We start from the raw sequence: 20,253 nt of genomic DNA, 5'->3' as shown, positions 1-20,253 counted from the left end.
GGCCGGCGAGGTCAGTATCCGGCGCATCGCGCGCTTGCGACTTGCTTATCCGGGACATCGATTTGCTTGTGCGGGACATTGCGGCAGGGCGCTTCAGCCTGTGCCGCGGGGGCCGTCAGAAGGCGTGGCGGATGCCGACGTCGTAGCCGATCGCGCGACGCGGCTCCATGCCACCGGTGGTGATGTAGGCCGCCTGCGGGAAGATCGCCGGCAGGCTCAGCACCAGCGGCGTGACGCCCATCACCGTCGGGTTGTTGTGGCCGTTGCGGATGCCGATGCGCGCCACCGTCGCGTACAGCGCGGTGCGCTTCGACAGGTTGTGCACGTAGCCCAGCGCCAGCTTGTCGACCGAGGCGTCGCTGTCCGGCAGGCCGTTTCCGTTCTTGAAGTTCACGCGCGCGAACGACGCGCGGATCACGCCCGGCCCCACGGGCATGTTCACGCCGGCAACGAAGCCGTCGTAGCGGTCGGTCGAGCGTGTACCGAACAGGCCGGCGTTGTCGCGCGCGTCGCGCACGCTCGACCATTCGCCGAAGACCTTCACCGCGCCGAAGTCGTAGGAGCCGCCGAGATTCAGGCTCTTGATCTTCTCGCCGGCGGGCGCGGCGCTGACGAGCGTGCTCTCGCCATAGGCCAGTGCCACGTCGGCCGGGCCGCTGGCCCATCCCACGCGCGCGCCGGCATAGCGGCCGCGCCCGGAGGGGCTGTCGGTCGTGCCGCTCGTCTTCACGTTCTCGTGAAAGGCGTACTGCACCTGGCCGTAGAAGCCGCCGAGTCCCGGCGGCAGGAAGTAGCTGACCGCGTTGCTGGTGCGCAGGTAGCTGTCGGTGCCTGCGGAGAGCCCGCCGCCGAGCAGGCCCCCGGTGGCCAGCGCCCGCGAGGCGGCGATGTTGCTGTTGACCACCGCGATCAGGTTGGTGCCCACGCCGTTGACGGAGAAGGGATCGAACACCGCGTCGTTCCAGAACGATGCGGTGTAGTCGCGTCCCAGGCGCAGTTCGCCGAAAGGCCCCGCAAGGCTGAGCGTGGAATGGCGGCCGAAATTCGCGATGCCGCCGCCCGTGTCGTTGGACAGCGGCGCTTCCAGCCAGAAGCCGGCCGACAGGCCGCCTCCGAGGTCCTCCGTTCCTCGAAAACCCAGCCGGCTCGACGCGTAGCCCGAAGGCGACAGCACCGTCTGGCTCTGCGTCACCTGCCGGGGCGGCGTGCCACCCCGGGACCGGCTCTTCGTGCTGTAGTGGCTGACGCCGGCGTCCATCACGCCGAACACGGTGAGCGACGATTGCGCCGCGGCGCCGCCGGAGGCGGCAAGCACGGACAGGGCCAGCATTGTTCTTTTCATGGACATGTTCTCCTCACGTGGACCAGGTGGATCGCGGCAGGCGCGATGAAGCACCCCGGTGCTTTGAGGGCACCAGGGCATCGGGGACTTCAGTGTTCAGGGGCTTGAGCGGATCAGGGGATCAGGACGGTCGACCCTGTCGTCCTGCGGGACTCGAGCGCAAGGTGCGCCTGCGCCGCGTCGGCCAGCGCGAAGCTCTGCTGCGGTTCGCTGACGATGCGCCCGGCCAGCACGTGGTCGAAGAGCTCTCGTGCCATGTCGAGCATGTGGGGCCGCGGATGGATGTAGTGCACCATCGCCGGCCGCGTCATCCAGATGGAGCCCTTGGCCGCGAGCAGCTGCGAGTCCACCACCACGGAGCCCGACGAAGTGCCGTTGCTGACCAGCGTGCCGCGCGGCTGCAGGCAGTCGAGCGAATCCATCAGCGTGTCCTTGCCCACCGAGTCGTAGACCACCGGCACGCCCAGGCCCCCGGTGATCTCGCGCACGCGCTGGACGATGTTCTCGCGCGAGGTCACGATGGTGTGCGCACAGCCGTTGGCCCGGGCGAGCGCGGCCTTCTCGTCGCTGCTGACGGTGCCGATCATCGTCACGCCGAGCGCGCGCGCCCACTGGCAGGCGATCAGGCCCACGCCGCCCGCGGCGGCGTGGTACAGGATGGTCTCGCCGCCCTTGAGCGGGTAGACCTGGCGGAACAGGTACTGCGCCGTCATGCCCTTCATCATCAGCGTGGCTGCGGTGCTGTCGGAGATGCCCTCCGGCAGCGGGATCAGCACGTCGGCCGGCATCACGCGGGCCTGCGAATAGGCACCTTGCGGGCCGAGGAGATAGCCGACGCGATCGCCGGGCCTGACCTCCGTCACGCCCGGCCCGACGGCCTCCACCACGCCGACCGCGTCGGACCCCAGCCCGTTGGGCAGCGCCAGCGGATAGCGGCCGGTGCGGAAGTAGATGTCGATGAAGTTGACCGCGATGAAGCTGTGGCGCACGCGCGCCTGGCCGGGACCGGGGTCGCCGACCTCGACGTCCTCGAGCCTCAGTACTTCGGGGCCGCCGGTTTCATGGAAGCGGATGGCCTTGGTCATGTGATTTCTCCTGTTGTGCCTGCCTGTCGGCTTGGGACGCCTCGGCCAGTTCGGTGATGAGCGCCTCGGCCCGCGGCCATTCGCCGTAGCCCGATGCGGGGTTGAGATGGCCTGCGTCGCCGAGATCGACCAGCCTGCAGCGCCATTGCCGGGCCATGGCCTCGACACGCTCGGAGCGGGCCAGCGGATCGTTGCGGCTGGCGGCGACGATGCCGGGAAACGGCAGCGGCTGCATGGGCACCGGCAGCCAGCCGCCGTCGCGCAACGCCTGCAGGCTCGGATAGCCCTCGGGCATCGGCGTCTCGAAGTCCGGCGGCGTTGCCAGCAGCGCGCCGCGCACGGCCCGGCAGGTGTACCGGGCCCAGTGCGCCAGCATGACCACGCCGCCGCTGTGCGCCACGATCACGAGCGGCCCTTCGATGGCCTGCGCCTCGCGCTCGATGGCCTCGACGCGGGCCATGCAATCGAGGTTTTCTCGGCCCATCGGCGGCACGCTGCGCACGCGCGGCAGGCGCGTGGCCAGCAGCGTCTGCCAGTGCCCGGCGACGTGGTCGCGCAGCCCGGGCACGATCAGCACGGTGGGCAGGTGGGCCTGCTTGTTCATGTCGTCGATGTCTCCGCTGCGCTGCCGCGGTCAATTCAGCTTGATGTCGTAGGTCTTGACGATCTCGGCGTTGCGGGTGAACTCCTCCCGCAGCTCGACTTGCGCCTGCGCGGGCGTGCGTTCCGCCATCGGCTCGAAGCCTGCGTTGGACGCGCTCGCGCGCACCGCGGCGTTGGCAGCGACCTTCTGCAGCACCGCATGGATCTTCTCGACCAGGGGCGCAGGCATCTGCGACGAGGCGATCACGCCTGTCCAGTTGCTGAAATCCATCGCCGGATAGCCCAGTTCCGCCAGCGTCGGCACGCCGGGAAACTCGGGCAGCCGGGCCTTGGTCGCGACGGCCAGCAGCCGCACCTTGCCGGCTGCGATCAGCGGCTTGGAGGTGACCGCGCCATCGAACATCAGTGGAACCTGCCCGCCCATCACCTGCGCCAGCGCGGGGGCGGAGCCAGGATAGGGAACGTGCTGCATGTCCAGCCCCGCCGCCTTGTTCAGGATGGCGCCGGCATATTGCGACGCCGTGCCCGCGCTGTAGGAGGCATAGGAAACCTGCCCCGGATGGGCTTTCACGTAGGCGATGGCCTCCTTCGCGTCCCTGGCGGGGAACTGCGGGGAAGCGATCAGGAGCATCGAGGAACGGGCGATCAGCGCAACGGGCTTCACGTCCTTCAGCGGATCGAAACCGCCCTTGAGCACGTGCGGCACCTCCGTGAGCACATTGCTGGCGGTCATCATGAGCGTCTGGCCGTCGGCCGGCTGGGACAGCATGTACTTGACGGCGATCGCCCCGCCCGCGCCCGGCTTGTTCTCGACGACGACGGGTTGGCCGATGTCGCGCGAGAGCTGGTCGCTCACGATGCGCGCGAGCACGTCGATGGTCCCGCCCGGCGGCGCGGGAACGATCATCTTCACGGGCTTGTCGGTGTATGCGGATGCCCACGGCGAGCCCAGCGCAGCCGTGGCGGCGACGAGCATGGCGGCAAGGCGAGAGAGGCAGGGACGCGGCATGGCTGCTCCGGTACTCGGTGCGGATCAGGCGGCCTTGCGCAGGAAGCCCTGCTGGGCGCCATTGCGGTTGGGCGCGAAGCCGTTGGCCAGCAGCGTCTCTTCCGTCGTGTCGTAGAACACGCCGATCTTCGAGATCTCGCGTGCCTGCTGCGCCGTCGCGATCGGACGGCCGAACTCATGCGAGATGCGCACCAGTTGCTCGATCTGCGCCGCGGTGCCGATCTTGGCCGTGCGCGACTGGTTCCACAGGTTGTCTTCCGTGCCGCAGCGCACGTGCAGGCCCATGGCGATGCCCATCATGTTCACGGGCAGCACGTTGAGCACCGAGCTCTCCACGGTGAGCACCGCGCCGTCGGGCACGGCACGCACGAAGTTGGCGAGGTTGTAGATGTTCGGTGCGTCCATGCCGCCGCCGATGGCCACCCAGTTCATCACCAGAGGGCCCTTGTAGATGCCCCGGCGCATCAGCCGCTCGACCGATTCGAAGCTGTTGATGTTGTAGCACTGGAAGGCGCTCTGGATGCCCGCGGCCGTGAGACGGCGGATGTGTTCCTCGGCCCAGCCGGGCTGCGCGGGCACCGTCATCTCCTTGTAGGCATTGAAGACGGCCGGGTCTTCCATCGAGGTGCCCCGGATGTCGCGCAGGTCGAACTGCTCCAGGATGTTCATCTGCGAGGTGTTGATCGTCACGGTCACCTGGTCGGGCTTGGGGTCGAGCTCGGCCAGCATGTGGCGCGTGTCGTCCGAGAGCCACTTGGCTGCGGCGCCGTCGGTCTCGGGCGCGAAGCTGATGGAACCGCCGACCTGGATGATCATCTCTGGCACGCGTGCACGCACGCCGGCGATCAGCTCGTTGAACTTCGACAGCCGCTTGCTGCCCTTGCCGTCGAGCTCGCGAACGTGCAGGTGCAGGACGGTCGCGCCGGCGTTGTAGCAGTCCACAGCCTTCTGGATCTGCTCTTCCATCGTCACGGCGATCTCGCCGGGGAAGTCCGAGGGCAGCCAGGAGGGCGCATAGGGGGCGGCGGTGATGATCAGCGGCTGCTGGTTTTCGGGAAAGAGATGGCCGTCGAGGAAGTTCATCGGGAGCTCCAGGGAAATACGGAAGAAAGTCGGAAGGGAGGCGAGAAGGTCAGAAGGTCGGCGTGCCCACGATGCCGGCGCGCTCCATCTTTCGGTGGCATGGCGGGTAGTCCATCACCGCGTAGTGCTGCGTGGCGCGGTTGTCCCAGATCGCCACGCTGTCGGGCTGCCAGCGCCAGCGCACCTGGTACTCGGGAATCGCGGCCTGGCTGATGAGGTACTGCAGCAGCGACGAGGCGCCCTGCGTGAAATCCTGGCCGTACCGCACGTTGGCCGGCGTGTGGAAGTTGGTGAAGTGCGTGGTGAAGCCGTTGACGAACAGCACCCGCTCGCCGGTCTCGGGATGTGTGCGAACCACGGGGTGCTCCGCATCCGGGTACTGGGCCTTGAGCGCCAGGCGCTTCTCGATCGGCATCGCCGCGCCGAAGGTGCATTCGATGCTGTGCCGGGCGCGCAGCGGCGCGATCAGCTCCTTCACATGTTCGGGCAGCCGCTCGTAGGCCATCGCCATGTTCGCCCACATGGTGTCGCCGCCCACGGGCGGGCATTCGACGCAGCGCAGCACGCAGCCCATCGGCGGGGCCTCGCGCCAGGTGGCGTCGGTGTGCCAGCTGTTCTCGTAGCGGTCGTTGGGAGCGTCGGGCGTCTTGTAGATGCGCACCAGGCCCGGGTGCTCCGGGTCGCTGCCCGCGACGGGATGATCCTCCAGCTCACCGAAGCGCCGGGCAAAGGCCACGTGCTGTGCGCGGCTGATTTTCTGGTCGCGCAGGAACAGCACCTTGTGCCGCAGCAGCAGCGCCTTGATTTTCGCGAACAGTTCGTCGTCGCGCGCCGCATCGGCCAGGCTGACGCCGATGAGCTGTGCGCCGATGACGCAGGTCAACGGTTCGATCCGCATGTCTTGTCTCCATGTGGGCCGGCGGCAATCCGCGGCCGGGTCCGCGGAGGGTCTTGTCGTCGTGGGTTTCTTTTGTCTTGCCTGCCCTTGTTCCCGGGTCAGTGCATGAAGGGAACTGTAGGAGTGCAAGTGCCGCGGCGCTTTGCATTTCGTGCCATTCGCTTTGCATTTGATGCCAGAATTCCCCGCACTTGAGCACTTGTGAAAGGCCCGGCATGACGGCTCTGGTGCGCGCAGCGGCACTGACGAACTTCACGGAAGTGGCGCAGGAACTCGGCCATGACCCAGGCGCGGCACTGCGCAGGGCCGGGCTTCGCGCGCAGCTCCTCAGGGAGCCCGACCAGCTCATCGAGGCAGATCGCGTGGCGCGCCTGCTGGAAGACGCGGCGAGCCAGACGGGCTGCGAATCTTTCGGGCTGCGCATCGCGGCGCGGCGCCAGCTGTCGAACTTCGGCATGGTCAGCCTGTTGCTCATGCACCAGCCGACGCTGCGGCAGGTGCTGCTCACGCTGATCGAGCACCTGCACCTGCTCAACGAGAGGCTGGCCATCCAGGTGGAGGACGTAGGCAGCATGGTCGTGCTGCGCGAGGAACTGGCCGTGTCGGTGCCTGCGCGGCAGTCCATCGAACTGGCGATCGGCGTGCTCTACCGGATGTGCGAGGCGCTGCTCGGCGACAGGTGGCAGCCGGCCAGCGTGAGCTTCGCGCACGAACCACCCGCCGACCAGGCCTTCCACCGTCGCTTCTTCAGGTGCCGCATCGAGTTCGACGGCGGCTTCAACGGGCTGGTGTGCCGCGCCGCGGATCTGGACGTGCCCAACCCGGGAGCCGATCCCGTGCTCGCCGCCTATGCGCGCAAGCTGATCGCAACGCTCCCCGCCGATCGCCAGCGTTCGATCGACCAGGAAGTGCGCAAGGCCATCTACCTCATGCTGCCGGCGGGGCGCGCCACCTGCAAGTCCGTGGCGCTGGGCCTGGGGATGAGCATGCGCACGCTGCAGCGCGAACTCGATGCGCGCGAGCTGACGTTCAAGCAGCTGCTCAATGATGTCCGGCAAGAGCTCGCGCGCCGCTATGTGGCCAATGGCCGCTACAGCCTGGGCGAGGTGGCTGCGCTGCTGGGCTACAGCACGCACAGCGCGTTCACGCGATGGTTCGGTGCGCAGTTCGGCTGTTCGCCGGATGCGTGGCGCGGCAGATCGGATCTGCCGGCGCGTCGCACGGAACGAGTCGTTGGTTCGCGCGATGCGAAAGGCAGGACGGGTCGCCGGTCTTGAAGTGCCAGGGCCGTCCGTCGCCTTGGATCGGCTGTTTTCGATGCGCGCCCGTCGTGGCTTTGTCCCGGTCGAAAAAAAGCCGTTGAAAATCAACGGCTTGTTGGTGCCTTCGACAGGAATCGAACCTGTATCTGAGTCTTAGGAGGACCCCGTTCTATCCATTGAACTACGAAGACCGGATGGATGCGCGAGGTGGTGAGCCTGCGGCGCGCCCGCGATTTTATAGGGTTCGCGATGACAGTCCGGGCCGGGGCCGCCGGCGACCCCGCGCGCATCGCCAGCGCGGGCTAACCCGAATACGAAATCTGCGAAAAGTTGACCGCGATCAAGCCGGCTCGAATCGGCGGCGCGCACCATCGTGCCCGTTCGTATCTCTGCTCAGATCCAAGAACAAAAAAGAGCGAAACACTACACAGGAGACACCCTGATGAAGAAGATCGCCTCGCTCTTTCCGGGCAGAACGAAGGTCGTTGCCGCGGCCGCTCTCGCACTGGCGGCAATTGCCGCGCCCGCCCTCGCATGGGAACCCACCAAGCCGGTGGAGTTCGTGATTCCCGCCGGCACCGGCGGCGGCGCCGACCAGATGGGGCGCCTGCTGCAGGGCATCGTCATCAAGTACAAGCTCATGAAGGAGCCGCTGATCGTCGTCAACAAGTCCGGCGGCGCGGGCGCCGAGGGCTTCCTGGCGGTGAAGGAGGCGAAAGGCGATCCGCACAAGATCGTCATCTCGCTGTCGAACCTCTTCACCACGCCGATGGCCACCGGCGTGCCCTTCAACTGGAAGGACATGACGCCGGTCGCGATGCTGGCGCTCGACCAGTTCGTGCTGTGGACCAACGCCTCCGAGCCCTACAAGAGCGCCGGCGAATACGTCGCCGCGGTGAAGACCGCGGGGCCGAACAAGTTCAAGATGGCCGGCACCGGCTCGAAGCAGGAAGACCAGATCATCACGGTCGCGCTCGAGAAGGCCACCGGCACCAAGTTCATCTACGTGCCGTTCAAGGGCGGCGGCGAGGTGGCGGTGCAGCTGGTGGGCGGGCATGTGCAGTCGACGGTCAACAACCCGATCGAGGCCGTGGCGCAGTGGCGCGCGGGCAAGCTGCGCGCGCTGTGCGTGTTCGACGACGAGCGCATGCCGTTCAAGGCCAAGGTCACCGACACGCAGTCGTGGAACGACATCCCCACCTGCAAGGAAGCGGGCGTGCCCACCAAGTACACGATGCTGCGCGGCATCTTCATGCCGCCCGGCGTCACGCCCGACCAGCTCGCCTTCTACAAGGACCTGCTGACCAAGGTGGCAGCCACGCCGGAGTGGAAGGAGTACATGGAGAAGGGTGCCTTCAACCCGACCTTCATGACCGGTGACGCCTTCGCCAAGTGGCTCACCGAAGCCGAGGCCACGCACCGCACGCTGATGTCCGACGCGGGCTTCCTCGCGAGCAACAAGTAGGCGGGCAGACCGCCGGTGACGACTGCCGCGCCCTGCGGCAGCGGGCGAGTGCGCCGCGAGCGCACTCCGATTTCCTTCTTCCACACAACCACGATGGGGGCTCCATGGAGCACGACGAAACATCCGAGGGCCCGGCGCGCACGGGCATCTCCACCCACCTCGTAGAGGCGGCGGTCGCGGTGGCGCTGCTGGTCATCGGCCTGGTGGTCGTCTTCGAGGCACGCAAGCTCGGCGCCGGCTGGACCACCGACGGCCCCGGCGCCGGCTACTTCCCGTTCTTCATCGGCGTGATCATCACGATCTCGGGCGCCGGCATCCTCTACCAGTCGCTGCTCGGCAAGAACCGCAACACCGCGGTGTTCGTCGATTCGGTGCAGCTCAAGCGCGTGCTGTCCGTGCTGGTGCCGGCCACGGTCTACGTACTGGCGATCTCCATCCTCGGCATCTACGTGGCGTCGGCGATCTACATCGCGCTCTTCATGGTGGTGCTGGGCAAGTACGCGTGGTTCAAGAGCGTGTTCGCCGCGCTGGCCGTGAACACGCTCTTCTTCTGCATGTTCGAGGTCTGGTTCAAGGTGCCGCTCTTCAAGGGCGCGCTCGATCCGCTTCGATTCCTCGGCTACTGAACCCGACTCAAGGAGCACAAGCGAAATGGAAGAAATCAGTGCCCTGATGCAGGGCTTCTCGGTGATCCTCTCGCCGATGAACATCGGCCTGATGTTCGTCGGCATCATCCTCGGCGTGCTGATCGGCGTGCTGCCGGGGCTCGGCGGCGCCAACGGCGTCGCGATCCTGCTGCCGCTCACGTTCACGATGTCGCCGACCTCGGCCATCATCATGCTGTCGTGCATCTACTGGGGTGCGCTCTTCGGCGGGGCCATCACCTCGATCCTGTTCAACATTCCGGGCGAGCCGTGGTCGGTGGCCACCACCTTCGACGGCTATCCGATGGCGCAGAACGGACAGGCCGGCGCGGCGCTCACCACCGCCTTCACATCGTCGTTCGTGGGCGCCTTCCTCGCGGTGGTGATGATCACGTTCCTTGCGCCGCTGGTCGCGAAGTTCGCGCTCAAGTTCGGCTCGCCCGAGTTCTTCGCGGTGTACCTGCTGACCTTCTGCAGCTTCGTCGGCATGGGCAAGGGCTCGCCTTTCAAGATCCTCGCGTCGATGGCGCTGGGCTTTGCGCTGGCCAGCGTAGGCATGGACACCGTCACCGGCCAGCTGCGCCTGACCTTCGGCCAGCCCGAGCTGATGCGCGGCTTCGACTTCCTCATCGCGGTGATCGGCCTGTTCGGCATCGGCGAGATCCTGCTGTCGATGGAAGAGGGCCTGAAGTTCTCGGGCAAGAGCGCGAAGATCGACCCGAAGGTGGTGTGGCAGACCTGGAAGCAGCTGCCCAGGTACTGGCTGACCTCGATCCGCAGCTCGCTCATCGGCATCTGGATGGGCATCACGCCGGGCGGCGCCACGCCGGCCTCGTTCATGGCCTACGGCCTCGCCAAGAAGATGTCGAAGAAGGGCGCGAAGTTCGGAACCGGCGAAGCCGAAGGCGTGGTCGCGCCCGAGACCGCCGCGCACGCGGCCGGCACCAGCGCGCTGCTGCCGATGCTCGCGCTGGGCATTCCCGGCTCGCCCACCGCCGCGGTGCTGCTGGGCGGCCTGCTGATCTGGGGCCTGCAGCCCGGGCCGCTGCTCTTCGTCGAGCAGAAGGACTTCGTCTGGGGCCTCATCGCCAGCATGTATCTCGGCAACATCGTCGGGCTGATCGTGGTGCTGAGCACCGTGCCGCTGTTCGCGTCGATCCTGCGCATTCCGTTCTCGATCATCGCGCCGGTGATCATCGTGATCTGCGCGATCGGCGCCTACACCGTGCACAACGCGATGCTCGACATCTGGTTCATGCTCGGTTTCGGCGTGCTGGGCTACCTGTTCAAGAAGCTCGACTTCCCGCTCGCTCCGCTGGTGCTGGCACTCGTGCTCGGCGACAAGGCGGAAGACTCGTTCCGCCAGGCCATGCTGGTGTCGCAGGGCGACGTGATGGTGATGTTCTCGAACCCGCTGGTCGGCACCATCACCACGCTGGCGCTGGTGCTGCTCTTCTGGCCGCTGATCTCCAAGGCGCTGGCCTTCGTGAGAAAGCCGAAGAAGCCCGACGAGTTCGCGGTCGAGCGGCCGGTGGATTGAAGCAGGGAGGAGAGCACATGCCAGTGATCGCACTGACCCAGGAGATGGGTTCCCTCGCGAAGGATGTTTCGCTCAAGCTCGCCGAGACGCTGGGCCTCGCCGTGATGCGCCACGAGGTCATCGAGCACGTGGCCGACCGGATGCAGGTCTCCACGAGCCTGATCGGCCGGCTGCGCAGCGGCAAGGCGGGGCTGGTGGAGCGCCTGACCACCGACAGGCGCAGCGTGGCGCTCTACACCGCCGAGGAGCTGTTCGCGCTGGCCGACCGCGGCAACGTGGTGCTGCGCGGCTGGGGTGCCACCTGCCTGCTGCGGGCGGTGCCGCACGTGGTGTGCGTGCGCATCACGCGTTCGATGAAGAAGCGCATCGAGTGGCTGATGGCCGACCTCGAGACCGACGACGCCGAATTCGCCGAAGCCGAGATCCGCCGCAGCGACCAGGCGCACGCCGCGCGCATGCATGCGCAGTTCGGCGTGACCTGGGGCGACCCGGTGCTCTACGACCTGGTGCTCAACACGGACCGGCTGTCGGTCGAGAGCTGCGTCGAGCAGATCAGGCTGATGGTGAATCGCCCCGAGTTCGCCGAAACGCCGGCCTCGCGCGCGCTGCTCGCCAACATGGCGCTGGAGGCGCGCGTGCGTGCGGCGCTGAAGGAAGACGATGCGACACGCGACATCAACGTCACCATCACCGCGAACCAGGGTGAGTTGCTGCTGCGCGGCATCGTGCTCGACAGCGAGGAGCGGTCGCAGGCCGAGAACATCGCCGGTTCAGTGGTCGGGGTGACGGGGGTGCACAACCAACTCAGGCTGATGGCCAGCACGCGGCGGTTTGCTTCGGCGAAGCAGACCTAGGTCTTGCTCCTTCCCTCGGAGGGGGAAAAACGGGCTCAGATCTTCCCGCGCTTGCGAAGCCGACTAAGGGTTTCCGCTGAGAGATTCAGATACGAAGCCAGCTCCTTGCTCGGAATCCGGTCTTCCAGTTCCGGATGCTTGCGCATGAACCGGTGCACGCGCCCAGCCGCGTCGAGCAGGTGCAGCGTGATCGTGTGCGCCATGATCTCGCTCATGCCCCGCATCACCAGGAACTCGAAGAGTTCCTTCGTCTGCGGATGCTTGTTCAGGAAGGCGATCCACTCCTTCAGCGGCAGGCTCGCCACCCGCGCCTTGGTCACGCAGACGATGCCGTAGGGCGTGGGCGTTCCCAGCCGCAGCGCGGCGTAGCTCGTCTCCATGTCGTTCTCGTCGGCGAAGCGAAGGATCATTTCCTTGCCCTCCGGGTTGCTCACCACCCGCTTGAGGATGCCGTCGAGGATGAAGTACTGCTCCATTTCCCGCACGCCCTGGTGCAGCAGGAACTCGCCCTTGTTGCCGTCCACGATGACCAGGTGCGCCTCGAGCTCGGCGCGGTCGGCTTCGCTCAGGTCCTTGAGAAGCACGTTCTGCCGGAGCTGGGCGCGAATAATGTTCTTCTCCGGATGGTTTTCCAACGTCGTCATGGTCACCGTCTTGCTCGATTTCGCTGCCAGCGCCGGTCATCGGGGCCGCCGCCGTTTTCGGGAAAGTTGACCGAGGTCAACGGCCGAAAGTTTGGCCCGAATCATAGTCGCGGCTCGGGCCCCGGCCATTCACCCATGCAGAAGGAGAGACATGTCTTCAGTCAGAACAGAGAAAGAGGCGACCACCACGCTGAGCGAAGCCCTCAAGTCCGCGAAAACCCGTGACGCCGACGGCGACGCGGTGGTGCGCGCGCTCAAGAGCGTGACGGAAGACAACGCGCCCGCGGGCGAGACCATCGACGGCTTCCACCTCGTCATCGATGCCCTCAAGCTCAACGACATCGACACCATCTTCGGCCTCCCCGGCATCCCGATCACCGACCTCACGCGCATGGCCCAGGCAGAAGGCCTGCGCGTCATCTCCTTCCGCCACGAGCAGCACGCCGGCAATGCCGCAGCCGCCGCCGGCTTCCTCACGCAGAAGCCCGGCATCTGCCTGACCGTGTCGGCCCCCGGCTTCCTCAACGGCCTCACCGCGCTGGCGAACGCCACCACCAACTGCTTCCCGATGATCCTCATCAGCGGCTCCAGCGAGCGCGAGATCGTCGACCTGCAGCAGGGCGACTACGAGGAAATGGACCAGCTCGCCATCGCCAAGCCGCTGTGCAAGGCCGCCTTCCGCGTGCTGCATGCCCAGGACATCGGCGTGGGCATCGCGCGCGCCATCCGCGCCGCGCTGTCGGGCCGCCCGGGCGGCGTGTACCTCGACCTGCCGGCCAAGCTCTTCGCGCAGACCATGGACGCGGCGGCCGGCAAGGCCTCGCTCATCAAGGTCATCGATGCCGCGCCGCGCCAGATCCCGGCGGCCGACGCGGTGAACCGCGCGCTCGACCTGCTCAAGGGCGCCAAGCGCCCGCTGATCCTGCTCGGCAAGGGCGCCGCCTACGCACAGGCCGACGCCGACATCCGCGCACTCGTCGAGAAGACGGGTATTCCCTACCTGCCGATGTCCATGGCCAAGGGCCTGCTGCCCGACACGCACGCGCAGTCGGCCGCCGCCGCGCGCTCCTACGTGCTGCAGGAAGCCGACGTGGTGGTGCTGATCGGCGCTCGCCTCAACTGGCTGCTCTCGCACGGCAAGGGCAAGACCTGGGCGCAGGAGAAGGGCGCCAAGCGCTTCATCCAGATCGACATCGCGCCGACCGAGATCGACAGCAACGTTGCCATCGAGGCGCCGGTGATCGGTGACATCGGCTCCTGCGTGGCCGCGCTGCTGGCCGGCATCGACGCCAGGTGGGCCAAGCCGCCGGCCGAGTGGACCGGCGCCATCGCCGAGCGCAAGGACAAGAACCTGTCGAAGATGGCCGCCACGCTGGCCGCGCGGCCCTCGCCGATGAACTTCCACAGCGCGCTCAGCGTGATCCGCGACCAGGTGAAGGCACGGCCCGACGCCATCGTCGTCAACGAGGGCGCCAACACGCTCGACTTCGCGCGCAGCATCGTCGACATGTACGAGCCGCGCAAGCGCCTCGACGTGGGCACCTGGGGGATCATGGGCATCGGCATGGGCTTCTCCGTGGCCGCCGCCGTGGTCACGGGCAAGCCGGTGATCGCCATCGAGGGCGACAGCGCCTTCGGCTTCAGCGGCATGGAGGTGGAAACCATCTGCCGCTACAACCTGCCGGTCTGCGTCATCGTCTTCAACAACAACGGCGTCTACCGCGGCACCGACGTGAACCCCAGCGGCACGCCCGACGTGGCGCCCACGGTGTTCGTCAAGAACGCGCGCTACGACAAGCTGATGGAAGCCTTCGGCGGCGTCGGCGTCAACGCCACCACCGCCGACGAGCTGCAGAAGGCCCTGGCCGAGGCTGTCGCCTCGGGCCGCCCGACCCTCATCAATGCCGTCATCGACGAGACGGCAGGCACCGAGAGCGGCCGCATCACGAGCCTGAACCCCGCCACGGCGAAGAAGAAGTAACCCGCGTTCCGTTTCATTCAAGGAGATTTCCCAATGAGCAACAAGCCCCTCAACGGCATCAAGATCATCGACTTCACGCACGTGCAGGCCGGTCCCGCGTGCACCCAGTTGCTGGCCTGGTTCGGCGCCGACGTGATCAAGGTGGAGCGTCCCGGCGCGGGCGACGTGACGCGCTCGCAGCTGCGCGACATCCCGGATGTCGACGCGCTCTACTTCACCATGCTCAACAGCAACAAGCGCTCGATCACGCTGGACACGAAGAAGCCCGAGGGCAAGGCCGTGCTGGAGAAGCTGATCCGCGAATCCGACGTGCTGGTCGAAAACTTCGGCCCTGGCGCGCTGGACCGCATGGGCTTCACCTGGGAACGCATCCAGGAGCTGAATCCCAAGATGATCGTCGCATCGGTCAAGGGCTTCAGCGAGGGCCACCACTACGAGGACCTGAAGGTGTACGAGAACGTGGCGCAGTGCGCCGGCGGCGCTGCCTCCACCACCGGCTGGTGGAAGGGCGGGAACTCCGTCCCGACGATCTCGGCGGCGGCGCTGGGCGACTCCAACACCGGCATGCACCTGGCCATCGGCATCCTGACGGCCATCATCGGACGCGAGCAGACGGGCAAGGGCCAGAAGGTGGCCTGCTCGATGCAGGACGCCGTGCTCAACCTGTGCCGCGTGAAGATGCGCGACCAGCAGCGCCTGGACAGCGTGGGCTACCTCGAGGAATACCCGCAGTACCCGCACGAGATGGGCGCGTTCGCCGACAAGGTCGTGCCGCGCGGCGGCAACGCCGGCGGCGGCGGCCAGCCCGGCTGGATCCTGAAGTGCAAGGGCTGGCAGACCGACCCGAACGCATATATCTACTTCACGGTGCAGGGCCACGCCTGGGAGCCGATCTGCGACGCGCTGGGCAAGCCCGAGTGGAAGACCGACCCCGACTACATGACGGCCAAGGCCCGCCAGCCGCACATCGAGCAGATCTTCGCCACCATCGAGGACTTCATCAAGGACAAGACCAAGTTCGAGGCGGTGGACATCTTCCGCAAGCACGACATCCCCTGCGCCCCGGTGCTGTCGATGAAGGAACTGCTGCACGACGAGTCGCTGCGCAAGAGCGGCTCGATCGTGGAAGTCCCGCACAAGGAACGCGGCAGCTACTGGACCATCGGCAGCCCGATCAAGTTCTCGGACCTCAAGCCCGAAGTCACCGCCTCGCCCCTGCTGGGCGAGCACACCGACGACGTGCTGGCTGAGCTCGGCTACAGCCAGGACCAGATCGCCAGCCTGCACGCGGCCAAGGCCGTGTAGGGCAGCAGCAGCCCTGTGCGGGGGGCTTCACACCAACCAGATTCCCCCGCACAGTGACAGACCCCAGCCAGCAGTCAGCGCCCGGGAGGCACTCATGCAAGCGAACCTGGATTTCAAGCAGCTCGTCGAAGGCGCCGGCGATGCGATCATGGTGTGCGACGCGCAGGGCGCGATCACGCTGTGGAACCGCGCGGCCGAGCGCATCTTCGGCTTCAGCGAGGCCGAGGCCCTCGGCCAGTCGCTCGACCTGATCATTCCCCAGCGCCAACGCCAGCGGCACTGGGACGGCTACAACAAGACGATGGAAACCGGCGTCACCAAGTACGGCGCCGACCTGCTGCGCGTGCCCGCGCTGCACAAGGACGGGCACACGCTCTCTATTGCCTTCACGGTGTCGATGCTGTTCTCCACCGATCGCGAGGTCACCGGCATCGTCGCCATCGTCCGCGACGAGACAGCCCGCTTCGCGGAGGAGCGCAAACTTCGCGCCCGTCTGGTAGAAGTCGAAGCCACGATGATCAGAGAAGGAGACAGTCAATGAGCCAAGCACTCGAGGGCGTCCGCATCCTCGACTTCACCCATGTGCAGTCCGGCCCCACCTGCACGCAACTGCTGGCGTGGTTCGGCGCCGACGTGATCAAGGTCGAGCGCGCCGGCGAAGGCGACGCCACGCGCGGCCAGCTGCGCGACATTCCCGGCGCGGACAGCCTCTACTTCACGATGCTGAACCACAACAAGCGCTCGATCACGCTGGACACCAAGAACCCCAAGGGCAAGGAGGTTCTCGACAGCCTGATCAAGACCTGCGACGTGCTGGTGGAGAACTTCGCGCCCGGCGCGCTCGACCGCATGGGCATCACCTGGGCCCACATCCAGAAGCTCAACCCGCGCATGATCGTGGCCTCGGTCAAGGGCTTCGGGCCCGGCAAGTACGAGCACTGCAAGGTGTACGAGAACGTGGCCCAGTGCGCCGGCGGCGCGGCTTCCACCACCGGCTTCGAGGACGGCCCGCCGCTGGTGACCGGTGCGCAGATCGGCGACAGCGGCACCGGCCTGCACCTGGCGCTCGGCATCCTGGCGGCGCTCTTCCAGCGCAACAGCACCGGGCGCGGCCAGCAGGTGCTCGCGCCGATGCAGGACGCGGTGCTCAACCTGTGCCGCGTGAAGATGCGCGACCAGCAGCGGCTGGAGCGCACCGGCACCATGCACGAGTACCCGCAGTACCCCGACGGCAAGTTCGGCGACGCGGTGCCGCGCGCGGGCAACGCATCGGGCGGCGGCCAGCCGGGCTCCATCCTGAAGTGCAAGGGCTGGGAGACCGACCCGAACGCGTACATCTACTTCATCACGCAGGCGGCCGTGTGGCCGGCGGTGTGCAAGGTCATCGGCGAGGAGGGCTGGATCAACGACGAGGCCTACGCCACGCCGGCCGCGCGATTGCTGCACCTGAAGCCGATCTTCGCGCGCATCGAGCAGTGGACCATGACCAAGACCAAGTTCGAGGCCATGGACATCCTCAACGAGTACGACATTCCCTGCGGGCCGATCCTCTCGATGAAGGAGATCGCCGCGGACGAATCGCTGCGCGAGACCGGCACCATCGTCGAGGTCGACCACCCGGTGCGCGGCAAGTACTTGACGGTGGGCAACCCCATCAAGATGTCCGACAGCCCGACGGTGGTGACGCGTTCGCCGCTGCTCGGTGAACACACCGAGGAAGTGCTCAGGCAGCTCGGTTACGACGCGGATGCCCTGGCGACCCTGCGGGCCGAACGCGTGATCTGAGGCAAGGCGGCGCGGGGCGCTGCCTTCGCCGATCCGGTTTTTCTTTCTTTATGGCGCGCTGCCATTCCGGCTGCGCGGCGGGCGGCTGCGCGCCTGAATGACCGAATTGCAATTGCAGGAATTCCGACACATAACCTGCAATGAATGATTTTTATAAATTCATTTAATTTCTGTTTATCGTCCATCGATCCTACATTTTGAACTCGCCGGAATTAATCGATCAATTCAACCTGTCCGGCATTCATTCAAGGAGAAGATCATGGAAAACCAGTCACCCATCCAATACTGGCGCGACGAAATCGAGCGCAATGCCTACAACGCAGCCTTCTTCGAGCTGGGCCTGCGCTGGCACTGGGACGGCGAGACCTACGACCGCCTGATGGGCCTCGGCCAGGACGCGAACGAGCGAATCGGCCATTACCTGAAGACCCATCAACCGCATCTCCTTAAGGCCTACGACGCCGAATTCCTGGCGGTCGCCATCGAGCAGAAGAAGGAAATCCACAGAAAGCGCGAAATGGCCTCGTCGAGCTATTTCAATTGGGCCGAAAGCCACGGCGTCGAGCTGGGCGCCTGAAATTCAATTCGAACTGCAGGCAATTGCGGCCATGAACATCCACGAATACCAGGGCAAGGAAGTGCTGCGCCAATACGGCGTGGCGACCCCTCGCGGATTCGTCTGCCGCTCGCCCGACGAGGCGGCCGATGCCGCCAGCCGCATCGGCGGCCGGGCCTGGGTGGTCAAGGCGCAGATCCATGCGGGCGGTCGCGGCAAGGGCGGCGGCGTGAAGCCGGCCTGGTCGGTGGACGAGGTGCGGCGCCACGCCGGCCAGATGCTCGGCATGACGCTGAAGACGCCGCAGACCGGCCCCGAGGGCCGCGTGGTGAGGCAGCTGCTGGTGGAGGAGAGCGTCGAGATCGACAAGGAGCTGTATCTCGGCTTCGTGGTCGACCGCAATTCGCAGCGCGTGGCCCTGATGGCCTCGAGCGAAGGCGGCATGGATATCGAGGAAGTGGCCGCGCGCACGCCCGAGAAGATCCACCGGCTCTTCATCGACCCCGACACCGGCCTCGGCGTGGCCGATGCGGACGGCATCGCGCGGCGCATCGGCATCGCCGACCGCGCGGTGGTGCAGGCGCGCGTGCTGATGCAGAACCTCTGGCAGGCCTTCGACGGCAGCGACGCCTCGCTGGCCGAGATCAACCCGCTGGTGCTCACCCGCGACGGTCGCGTGATCGCGCTGGACGCCAAGTTCGACTTCGACGACAACGCGCTCTTCCGCCAGCCCGGCATCGCCGCGATGCGCGACCTCGACGAGGAGGACGCGGTGGAGACCGAAGCCTCGAACGCCGGCCTCTCGTACATCGCGCTCGACGGCGACATCGGCTGCCTGGTCAACGGCGCCGGCCTCGCGATGGCGACGATGGACGCGATCAAGCTCTACGACGGATCGCCCGCCAACTTCCTCGACGTGGGCGGCGGCGCAACGGCCGACAAGGTGGCCGAGGCCGTGCGGCTGATGCTGCGCAACCCGAAGCTCAAGGCCGTGCTGGTCAATATCTTCGGCGGCATCATGAAGTGCGACGTGATCGCGCACGGCGTGGTCGATGCGGTGCGCGAGACCGGCCTCAGGGTGCCGCTGATCGTGCGCATGAAGGGCACCAACGAGGACCTGGGCCGGACCATCCTCGCGCAGTCGGGGCTGTCGATCATCAACGCCGACGACATGGCCGAGGCGGCGCAACGGGCCATCGGCGCGGCCCGCAACTGGGAGCGCCGGCGATGAAGCCCTCGTTCCTCCAACAGCCGATGGAGCCTGTCGCATGTCCATCCTGATCAACAAGCACACCCGCGTCATCACGCAGGGCATCACCGGCAGGACGGGCCAGTTCCACACGCAGGCCTGCCTGGAGTACGGCAATGGCAGGCACTGCTTCGTCGCGGGCGTAAACCCGCTGAAGGGCGGCCAGTCGATGGCAGGCATCCCGATCTTCGGCACGGTGAAAGAGGCGAAGGCCGAGACCGGCGCGACCGTCTCGGTGATCTACGTGCCGCCGGCCTTCGCCGCGGCCGCCATCGACGAGGCGGTGGATGCCGAGCTCGACCTCGTCATCTGCATCACCGAAGGCATCCCGGTGCGCGACATGATCCGCACGCGCCACCGCATGCAGGGCCGCAAGACGGTGCTGCTGGGGCCCAACTGCCCGGGCCTCATCACGCCGGGCGAGATCAAGATCGGCATCATGCCCGGCCACATCCACCAGCGCGGGCGCATCGGCGTGGTCTCGCGCTCGGGCACGCTGACCTACGAGGCCGCGAGCCAGCTCGCGAGCTTCGGCATCGGGCAGTCGACCGTGGTCGGCATCGGCGGCGACCCGGTCGGCGGGCTGAGGCACATCGACGTGCTGAAGATGTTCAACGACGACCCGCGCACCGACGCCGTGATCATGGTCGGCGAGATCGGGGGCGATGCCGAGGAGCAATGCGCGCGCTGGGTCCGCGACCACATGACCAAGCCCGTGGTCGGCTTCATCGCCGGCGCCAGCGCGCCGCCCGGCAAGCGCATGGGCCATGCGGGCGCCATCGTCTCCGGAGGCCGAGGCACGGCGCAGGAAAAGCTCGCTGTGATGAAGGAGTGCGGCATCCACGTCACGCGCAATCCGGCGGACATGGGAAAGCTGATTGCCTCGCTCGTGATTCCCGACTACCTCCCGTTCGACTGACCGACCGGCGACGGCCCCGAATTCCATCT

The 20,253-nt window shown here is 66.8% G+C and carries 19 protein-coding genes and 1 tRNA gene; 12 read left to right on the top strand and 8 right to left on the bottom strand.

What is annotated here, in order from left to right; genetic code table 11:
- Positions 1 to 115: 115 nt before the first annotated feature.
- The 6 genes from SFB74_RS28510 to SFB74_RS28485 form a co-directional block, all read right to left on the bottom strand.
- Positions 116 to 1,342: a porin gene (locus tag SFB74_RS28510; RefSeq protein ID WP_432727787.1), complete on the bottom strand. Its 1,227-nt coding sequence runs from the start codon at positions 1,340 to 1,342 to the stop codon at positions 116 to 118.
- A gap of 113 nt (positions 1,343 to 1,455) precedes the next feature.
- The gene (locus SFB74_RS28505; protein ID WP_432727786.1) at positions 1,456 to 2,427 is read right to left on the bottom strand and encodes a quinone oxidoreductase family protein; all 972 of its coding nucleotides are present in this window, start codon (positions 2,425 to 2,427) and stop codon (positions 1,456 to 1,458) included.
- Positions 2,402 to 3,031, bottom strand: a complete 630-nt coding sequence (locus SFB74_RS28500; RefSeq protein WP_432727785.1) for an RBBP9/YdeN family alpha/beta hydrolase — start codon at positions 3,029 to 3,031, stop codon at positions 2,402 to 2,404. Before SFB74_RS28500 ends, SFB74_RS28505 begins: the two co-directional genes overlap by 26 nt.
- 30 nt (positions 3,032 to 3,061) lie before the next feature.
- Positions 3,062 to 4,039 carry a Bug family tripartite tricarboxylate transporter substrate binding protein gene (locus SFB74_RS28495; RefSeq protein ID WP_432727784.1) on the bottom strand — a complete coding sequence of 326 codons (978 nt, stop codon included), beginning with the start codon at positions 4,037 to 4,039 and terminating at the stop codon, positions 3,062 to 3,064.
- Between the two features lie 24 nt (positions 4,040 to 4,063).
- The gene (locus tag SFB74_RS28490; RefSeq protein ID WP_432727783.1) at positions 4,064 to 5,122 is read right to left on the bottom strand and encodes a 3-keto-5-aminohexanoate cleavage protein; all 1,059 of its coding nucleotides are present in this window, start codon (positions 5,120 to 5,122) and stop codon (positions 4,064 to 4,066) included.
- A 49-nt stretch (positions 5,123 to 5,171) separates the two neighbouring features.
- Positions 5,172 to 6,020, bottom strand: coding sequence for a TauD/TfdA dioxygenase family protein (locus SFB74_RS28485; RefSeq protein ID WP_432727782.1), 849 nt, complete (start codon positions 6,018 to 6,020; stop codon positions 5,172 to 5,174).
- Between the two features lie 215 nt (positions 6,021 to 6,235).
- On the opposite strand from SFB74_RS28485, the gene SFB74_RS28480 reads away from it, so the two are divergent.
- The gene (locus SFB74_RS28480; protein WP_432727781.1) at positions 6,236 to 7,297 is read left to right on the top strand and encodes an AraC family transcriptional regulator; all 1,062 of its coding nucleotides are present in this window, start codon (positions 6,236 to 6,238) and stop codon (positions 7,295 to 7,297) included.
- Positions 7,298 to 7,398: 101 nt separating this feature from the next.
- Here SFB74_RS28480 and SFB74_RS28475 read toward each other — a convergent pair.
- Positions 7,399 to 7,473: transfer RNA gene (locus tag SFB74_RS28475), tRNA-Arg, on the bottom strand.
- Positions 7,474 to 7,724: 251 nt separating this feature from the next.
- On the opposite strand from SFB74_RS28475, the gene SFB74_RS28470 reads away from it, so the two are divergent.
- The 4 genes from SFB74_RS28470 to SFB74_RS28455 all read left to right on the top strand — a co-directional run bounded on the left by SFB74_RS28470 (position 7,725) and on the right by SFB74_RS28455 (position 11,785).
- Positions 7,725 to 8,747: a Bug family tripartite tricarboxylate transporter substrate binding protein gene (locus SFB74_RS28470; protein WP_432727780.1), complete on the top strand. Its 1,023-nt coding sequence runs from the start codon at positions 7,725 to 7,727 to the stop codon at positions 8,745 to 8,747.
- 104 nt (positions 8,748 to 8,851) lie between these two features.
- Positions 8,852 to 9,373, top strand: a complete 522-nt coding sequence (locus SFB74_RS28465; RefSeq protein WP_093206545.1) for a tripartite tricarboxylate transporter TctB family protein — start codon at positions 8,852 to 8,854, stop codon at positions 9,371 to 9,373.
- 25 nt (positions 9,374 to 9,398) lie between these two features.
- Positions 9,399 to 10,931, top strand: coding sequence for a tripartite tricarboxylate transporter permease (locus tag SFB74_RS28460; protein WP_432727779.1), 1,533 nt, complete (start codon positions 9,399 to 9,401; stop codon positions 10,929 to 10,931).
- 17 nt (positions 10,932 to 10,948) lie between these two features.
- Complete coding sequence (locus SFB74_RS28455; RefSeq protein ID WP_432727778.1) at positions 10,949 to 11,785, top strand: cytidylate kinase family protein; 837 nt, start codon at positions 10,949 to 10,951, stop codon at positions 11,783 to 11,785.
- Between the two features lie 35 nt (positions 11,786 to 11,820).
- On the opposite strand, the gene SFB74_RS28450 is transcribed toward SFB74_RS28455, so the two are convergent.
- The gene (locus SFB74_RS28450) at positions 11,821 to 12,429 is read right to left on the bottom strand and encodes a Crp/Fnr family transcriptional regulator (RefSeq protein WP_432727777.1); all 609 of its coding nucleotides are present in this window, start codon (positions 12,427 to 12,429) and stop codon (positions 11,821 to 11,823) included.
- Positions 12,430 to 12,580: 151 nt separating this feature from the next.
- On the opposite strand from SFB74_RS28450, the gene oxc reads away from it, so the two are divergent.
- From oxc to sucD, 7 genes are all read left to right on the top strand, one after another.
- Positions 12,581 to 14,410 (top strand): oxalyl-CoA decarboxylase, encoded by a 1,830-nt coding sequence (gene oxc / locus SFB74_RS28445; RefSeq protein WP_432727776.1) that lies wholly within the window; start codon positions 12,581 to 12,583, stop codon positions 14,408 to 14,410.
- A gap of 33 nt (positions 14,411 to 14,443) precedes the next feature.
- A complete protein-coding gene (gene frc, locus SFB74_RS28440; RefSeq protein WP_432727775.1) occupies positions 14,444 to 15,715 on the top strand; it encodes a formyl-CoA transferase in 1,272 nt (423 codons plus the stop codon).
- A 94-nt stretch (positions 15,716 to 15,809) separates the two neighbouring features.
- Entirely contained in the window at positions 15,810 to 16,256 is a 447-nt protein-coding gene (locus tag SFB74_RS28435; RefSeq protein ID WP_432727774.1) for a PAS domain-containing protein, read from the top strand.
- On the top strand, positions 16,253 to 17,500 hold the full coding sequence (gene frc, locus SFB74_RS28430; protein ID WP_432727773.1) for a formyl-CoA transferase: 1,248 nt from the start codon (positions 16,253 to 16,255) through the stop codon (positions 17,498 to 17,500). The genes SFB74_RS28435 and frc (SFB74_RS28430) overlap by 4 nt, the downstream gene beginning before the upstream one ends.
- Before the next feature lie 259 nt (positions 17,501 to 17,759).
- On the top strand, positions 17,760 to 18,077 hold the full coding sequence (locus tag SFB74_RS28425) for a hypothetical protein (RefSeq protein ID WP_432727772.1): 318 nt from the start codon (positions 17,760 to 17,762) through the stop codon (positions 18,075 to 18,077).
- Between the two features lie 31 nt (positions 18,078 to 18,108).
- Positions 18,109 to 19,287, top strand: coding sequence for an ADP-forming succinate--CoA ligase subunit beta (gene sucC, locus SFB74_RS28420; protein ID WP_432727771.1), 1,179 nt, complete (start codon positions 18,109 to 18,111; stop codon positions 19,285 to 19,287).
- Positions 19,288 to 19,324: 37 nt separating this feature from the next.
- Positions 19,325 to 20,224 (top strand): succinate--CoA ligase subunit alpha, encoded by a 900-nt coding sequence (gene sucD, locus SFB74_RS28415; protein WP_432727770.1) that lies wholly within the window; start codon positions 19,325 to 19,327, stop codon positions 20,222 to 20,224.
- The last annotated feature ends 29 nt before the right edge of the window (positions 20,225 to 20,253 follow it).

It is taken from the genome of Variovorax xiamenensis, assembly GCF_050916385.1.
In the GTDB taxonomy this organism is placed as follows: Bacteria; Pseudomonadota; Gammaproteobacteria; order Burkholderiales; family Burkholderiaceae_C; genus Variovorax.
This window is presented reverse-complemented; position numbering and strand designations above follow the sequence as displayed.

Excerpts from the sequence above, each read along its gene's own strand:
- SFB74_RS28510 (WP_432727787.1), bottom strand. The coding sequence starts at position 1,342 with ATGAAAAGAACAATGCTGGCCCTGTCCGTGCTTGCCGCCTCCGGCGGC.
- SFB74_RS28505 (WP_432727786.1), bottom strand. The coding sequence starts at position 2,427 with ATGACCAAGGCCATCCGCTTCCATGAAACCGGCGGCCCCGAAGTACTG.
- SFB74_RS28500 (WP_432727785.1), bottom strand. The coding sequence starts at position 3,031 with ATGAACAAGCAGGCCCACCTGCCCACCGTGCTGATCGTGCCCGGGCTG.
- SFB74_RS28495 (WP_432727784.1), bottom strand. The coding sequence starts at position 4,039 with ATGCCGCGTCCCTGCCTCTCTCGCCTTGCCGCCATGCTCGTCGCCGCC.
- SFB74_RS28490 (WP_432727783.1), bottom strand. The coding sequence starts at position 5,122 with ATGAACTTCCTCGACGGCCATCTCTTTCCCGAAAACCAGCAGCCGCTG.
- SFB74_RS28485 (WP_432727782.1), bottom strand. The coding sequence starts at position 6,020 with ATGCGGATCGAACCGTTGACCTGCGTCATCGGCGCACAGCTCATCGGC.
- SFB74_RS28480 (WP_432727781.1), top strand. The coding sequence starts at position 6,236 with ATGACGGCTCTGGTGCGCGCAGCGGCACTGACGAACTTCACGGAAGTG.
- SFB74_RS28470 (WP_432727780.1), top strand. The coding sequence starts at position 7,725 with ATGAAGAAGATCGCCTCGCTCTTTCCGGGCAGAACGAAGGTCGTTGCC.
- SFB74_RS28465 (WP_093206545.1), top strand. The coding sequence starts at position 8,852 with ATGGAGCACGACGAAACATCCGAGGGCCCGGCGCGCACGGGCATCTCC.
- SFB74_RS28460 (WP_432727779.1), top strand. The coding sequence starts at position 9,399 with ATGGAAGAAATCAGTGCCCTGATGCAGGGCTTCTCGGTGATCCTCTCG.
- SFB74_RS28455 (WP_432727778.1), top strand. The coding sequence starts at position 10,949 with ATGCCAGTGATCGCACTGACCCAGGAGATGGGTTCCCTCGCGAAGGAT.
- SFB74_RS28450 (WP_432727777.1), bottom strand. The coding sequence starts at position 12,429 with ATGACGACGTTGGAAAACCATCCGGAGAAGAACATTATTCGCGCCCAG.
- oxc (WP_432727776.1), top strand. The coding sequence starts at position 12,581 with ATGTCTTCAGTCAGAACAGAGAAAGAGGCGACCACCACGCTGAGCGAA.
- frc (WP_432727775.1), top strand. The coding sequence starts at position 14,444 with ATGAGCAACAAGCCCCTCAACGGCATCAAGATCATCGACTTCACGCAC.
- SFB74_RS28435 (WP_432727774.1), top strand. The coding sequence starts at position 15,810 with ATGCAAGCGAACCTGGATTTCAAGCAGCTCGTCGAAGGCGCCGGCGAT.
- frc (WP_432727773.1), top strand. The coding sequence starts at position 16,253 with ATGAGCCAAGCACTCGAGGGCGTCCGCATCCTCGACTTCACCCATGTG.
- SFB74_RS28425 (WP_432727772.1), top strand. The coding sequence starts at position 17,760 with ATGGAAAACCAGTCACCCATCCAATACTGGCGCGACGAAATCGAGCGC.
- sucC (WP_432727771.1), top strand. The coding sequence starts at position 18,109 with ATGAACATCCACGAATACCAGGGCAAGGAAGTGCTGCGCCAATACGGC.
- sucD (WP_432727770.1), top strand. The coding sequence starts at position 19,325 with ATGTCCATCCTGATCAACAAGCACACCCGCGTCATCACGCAGGGCATC.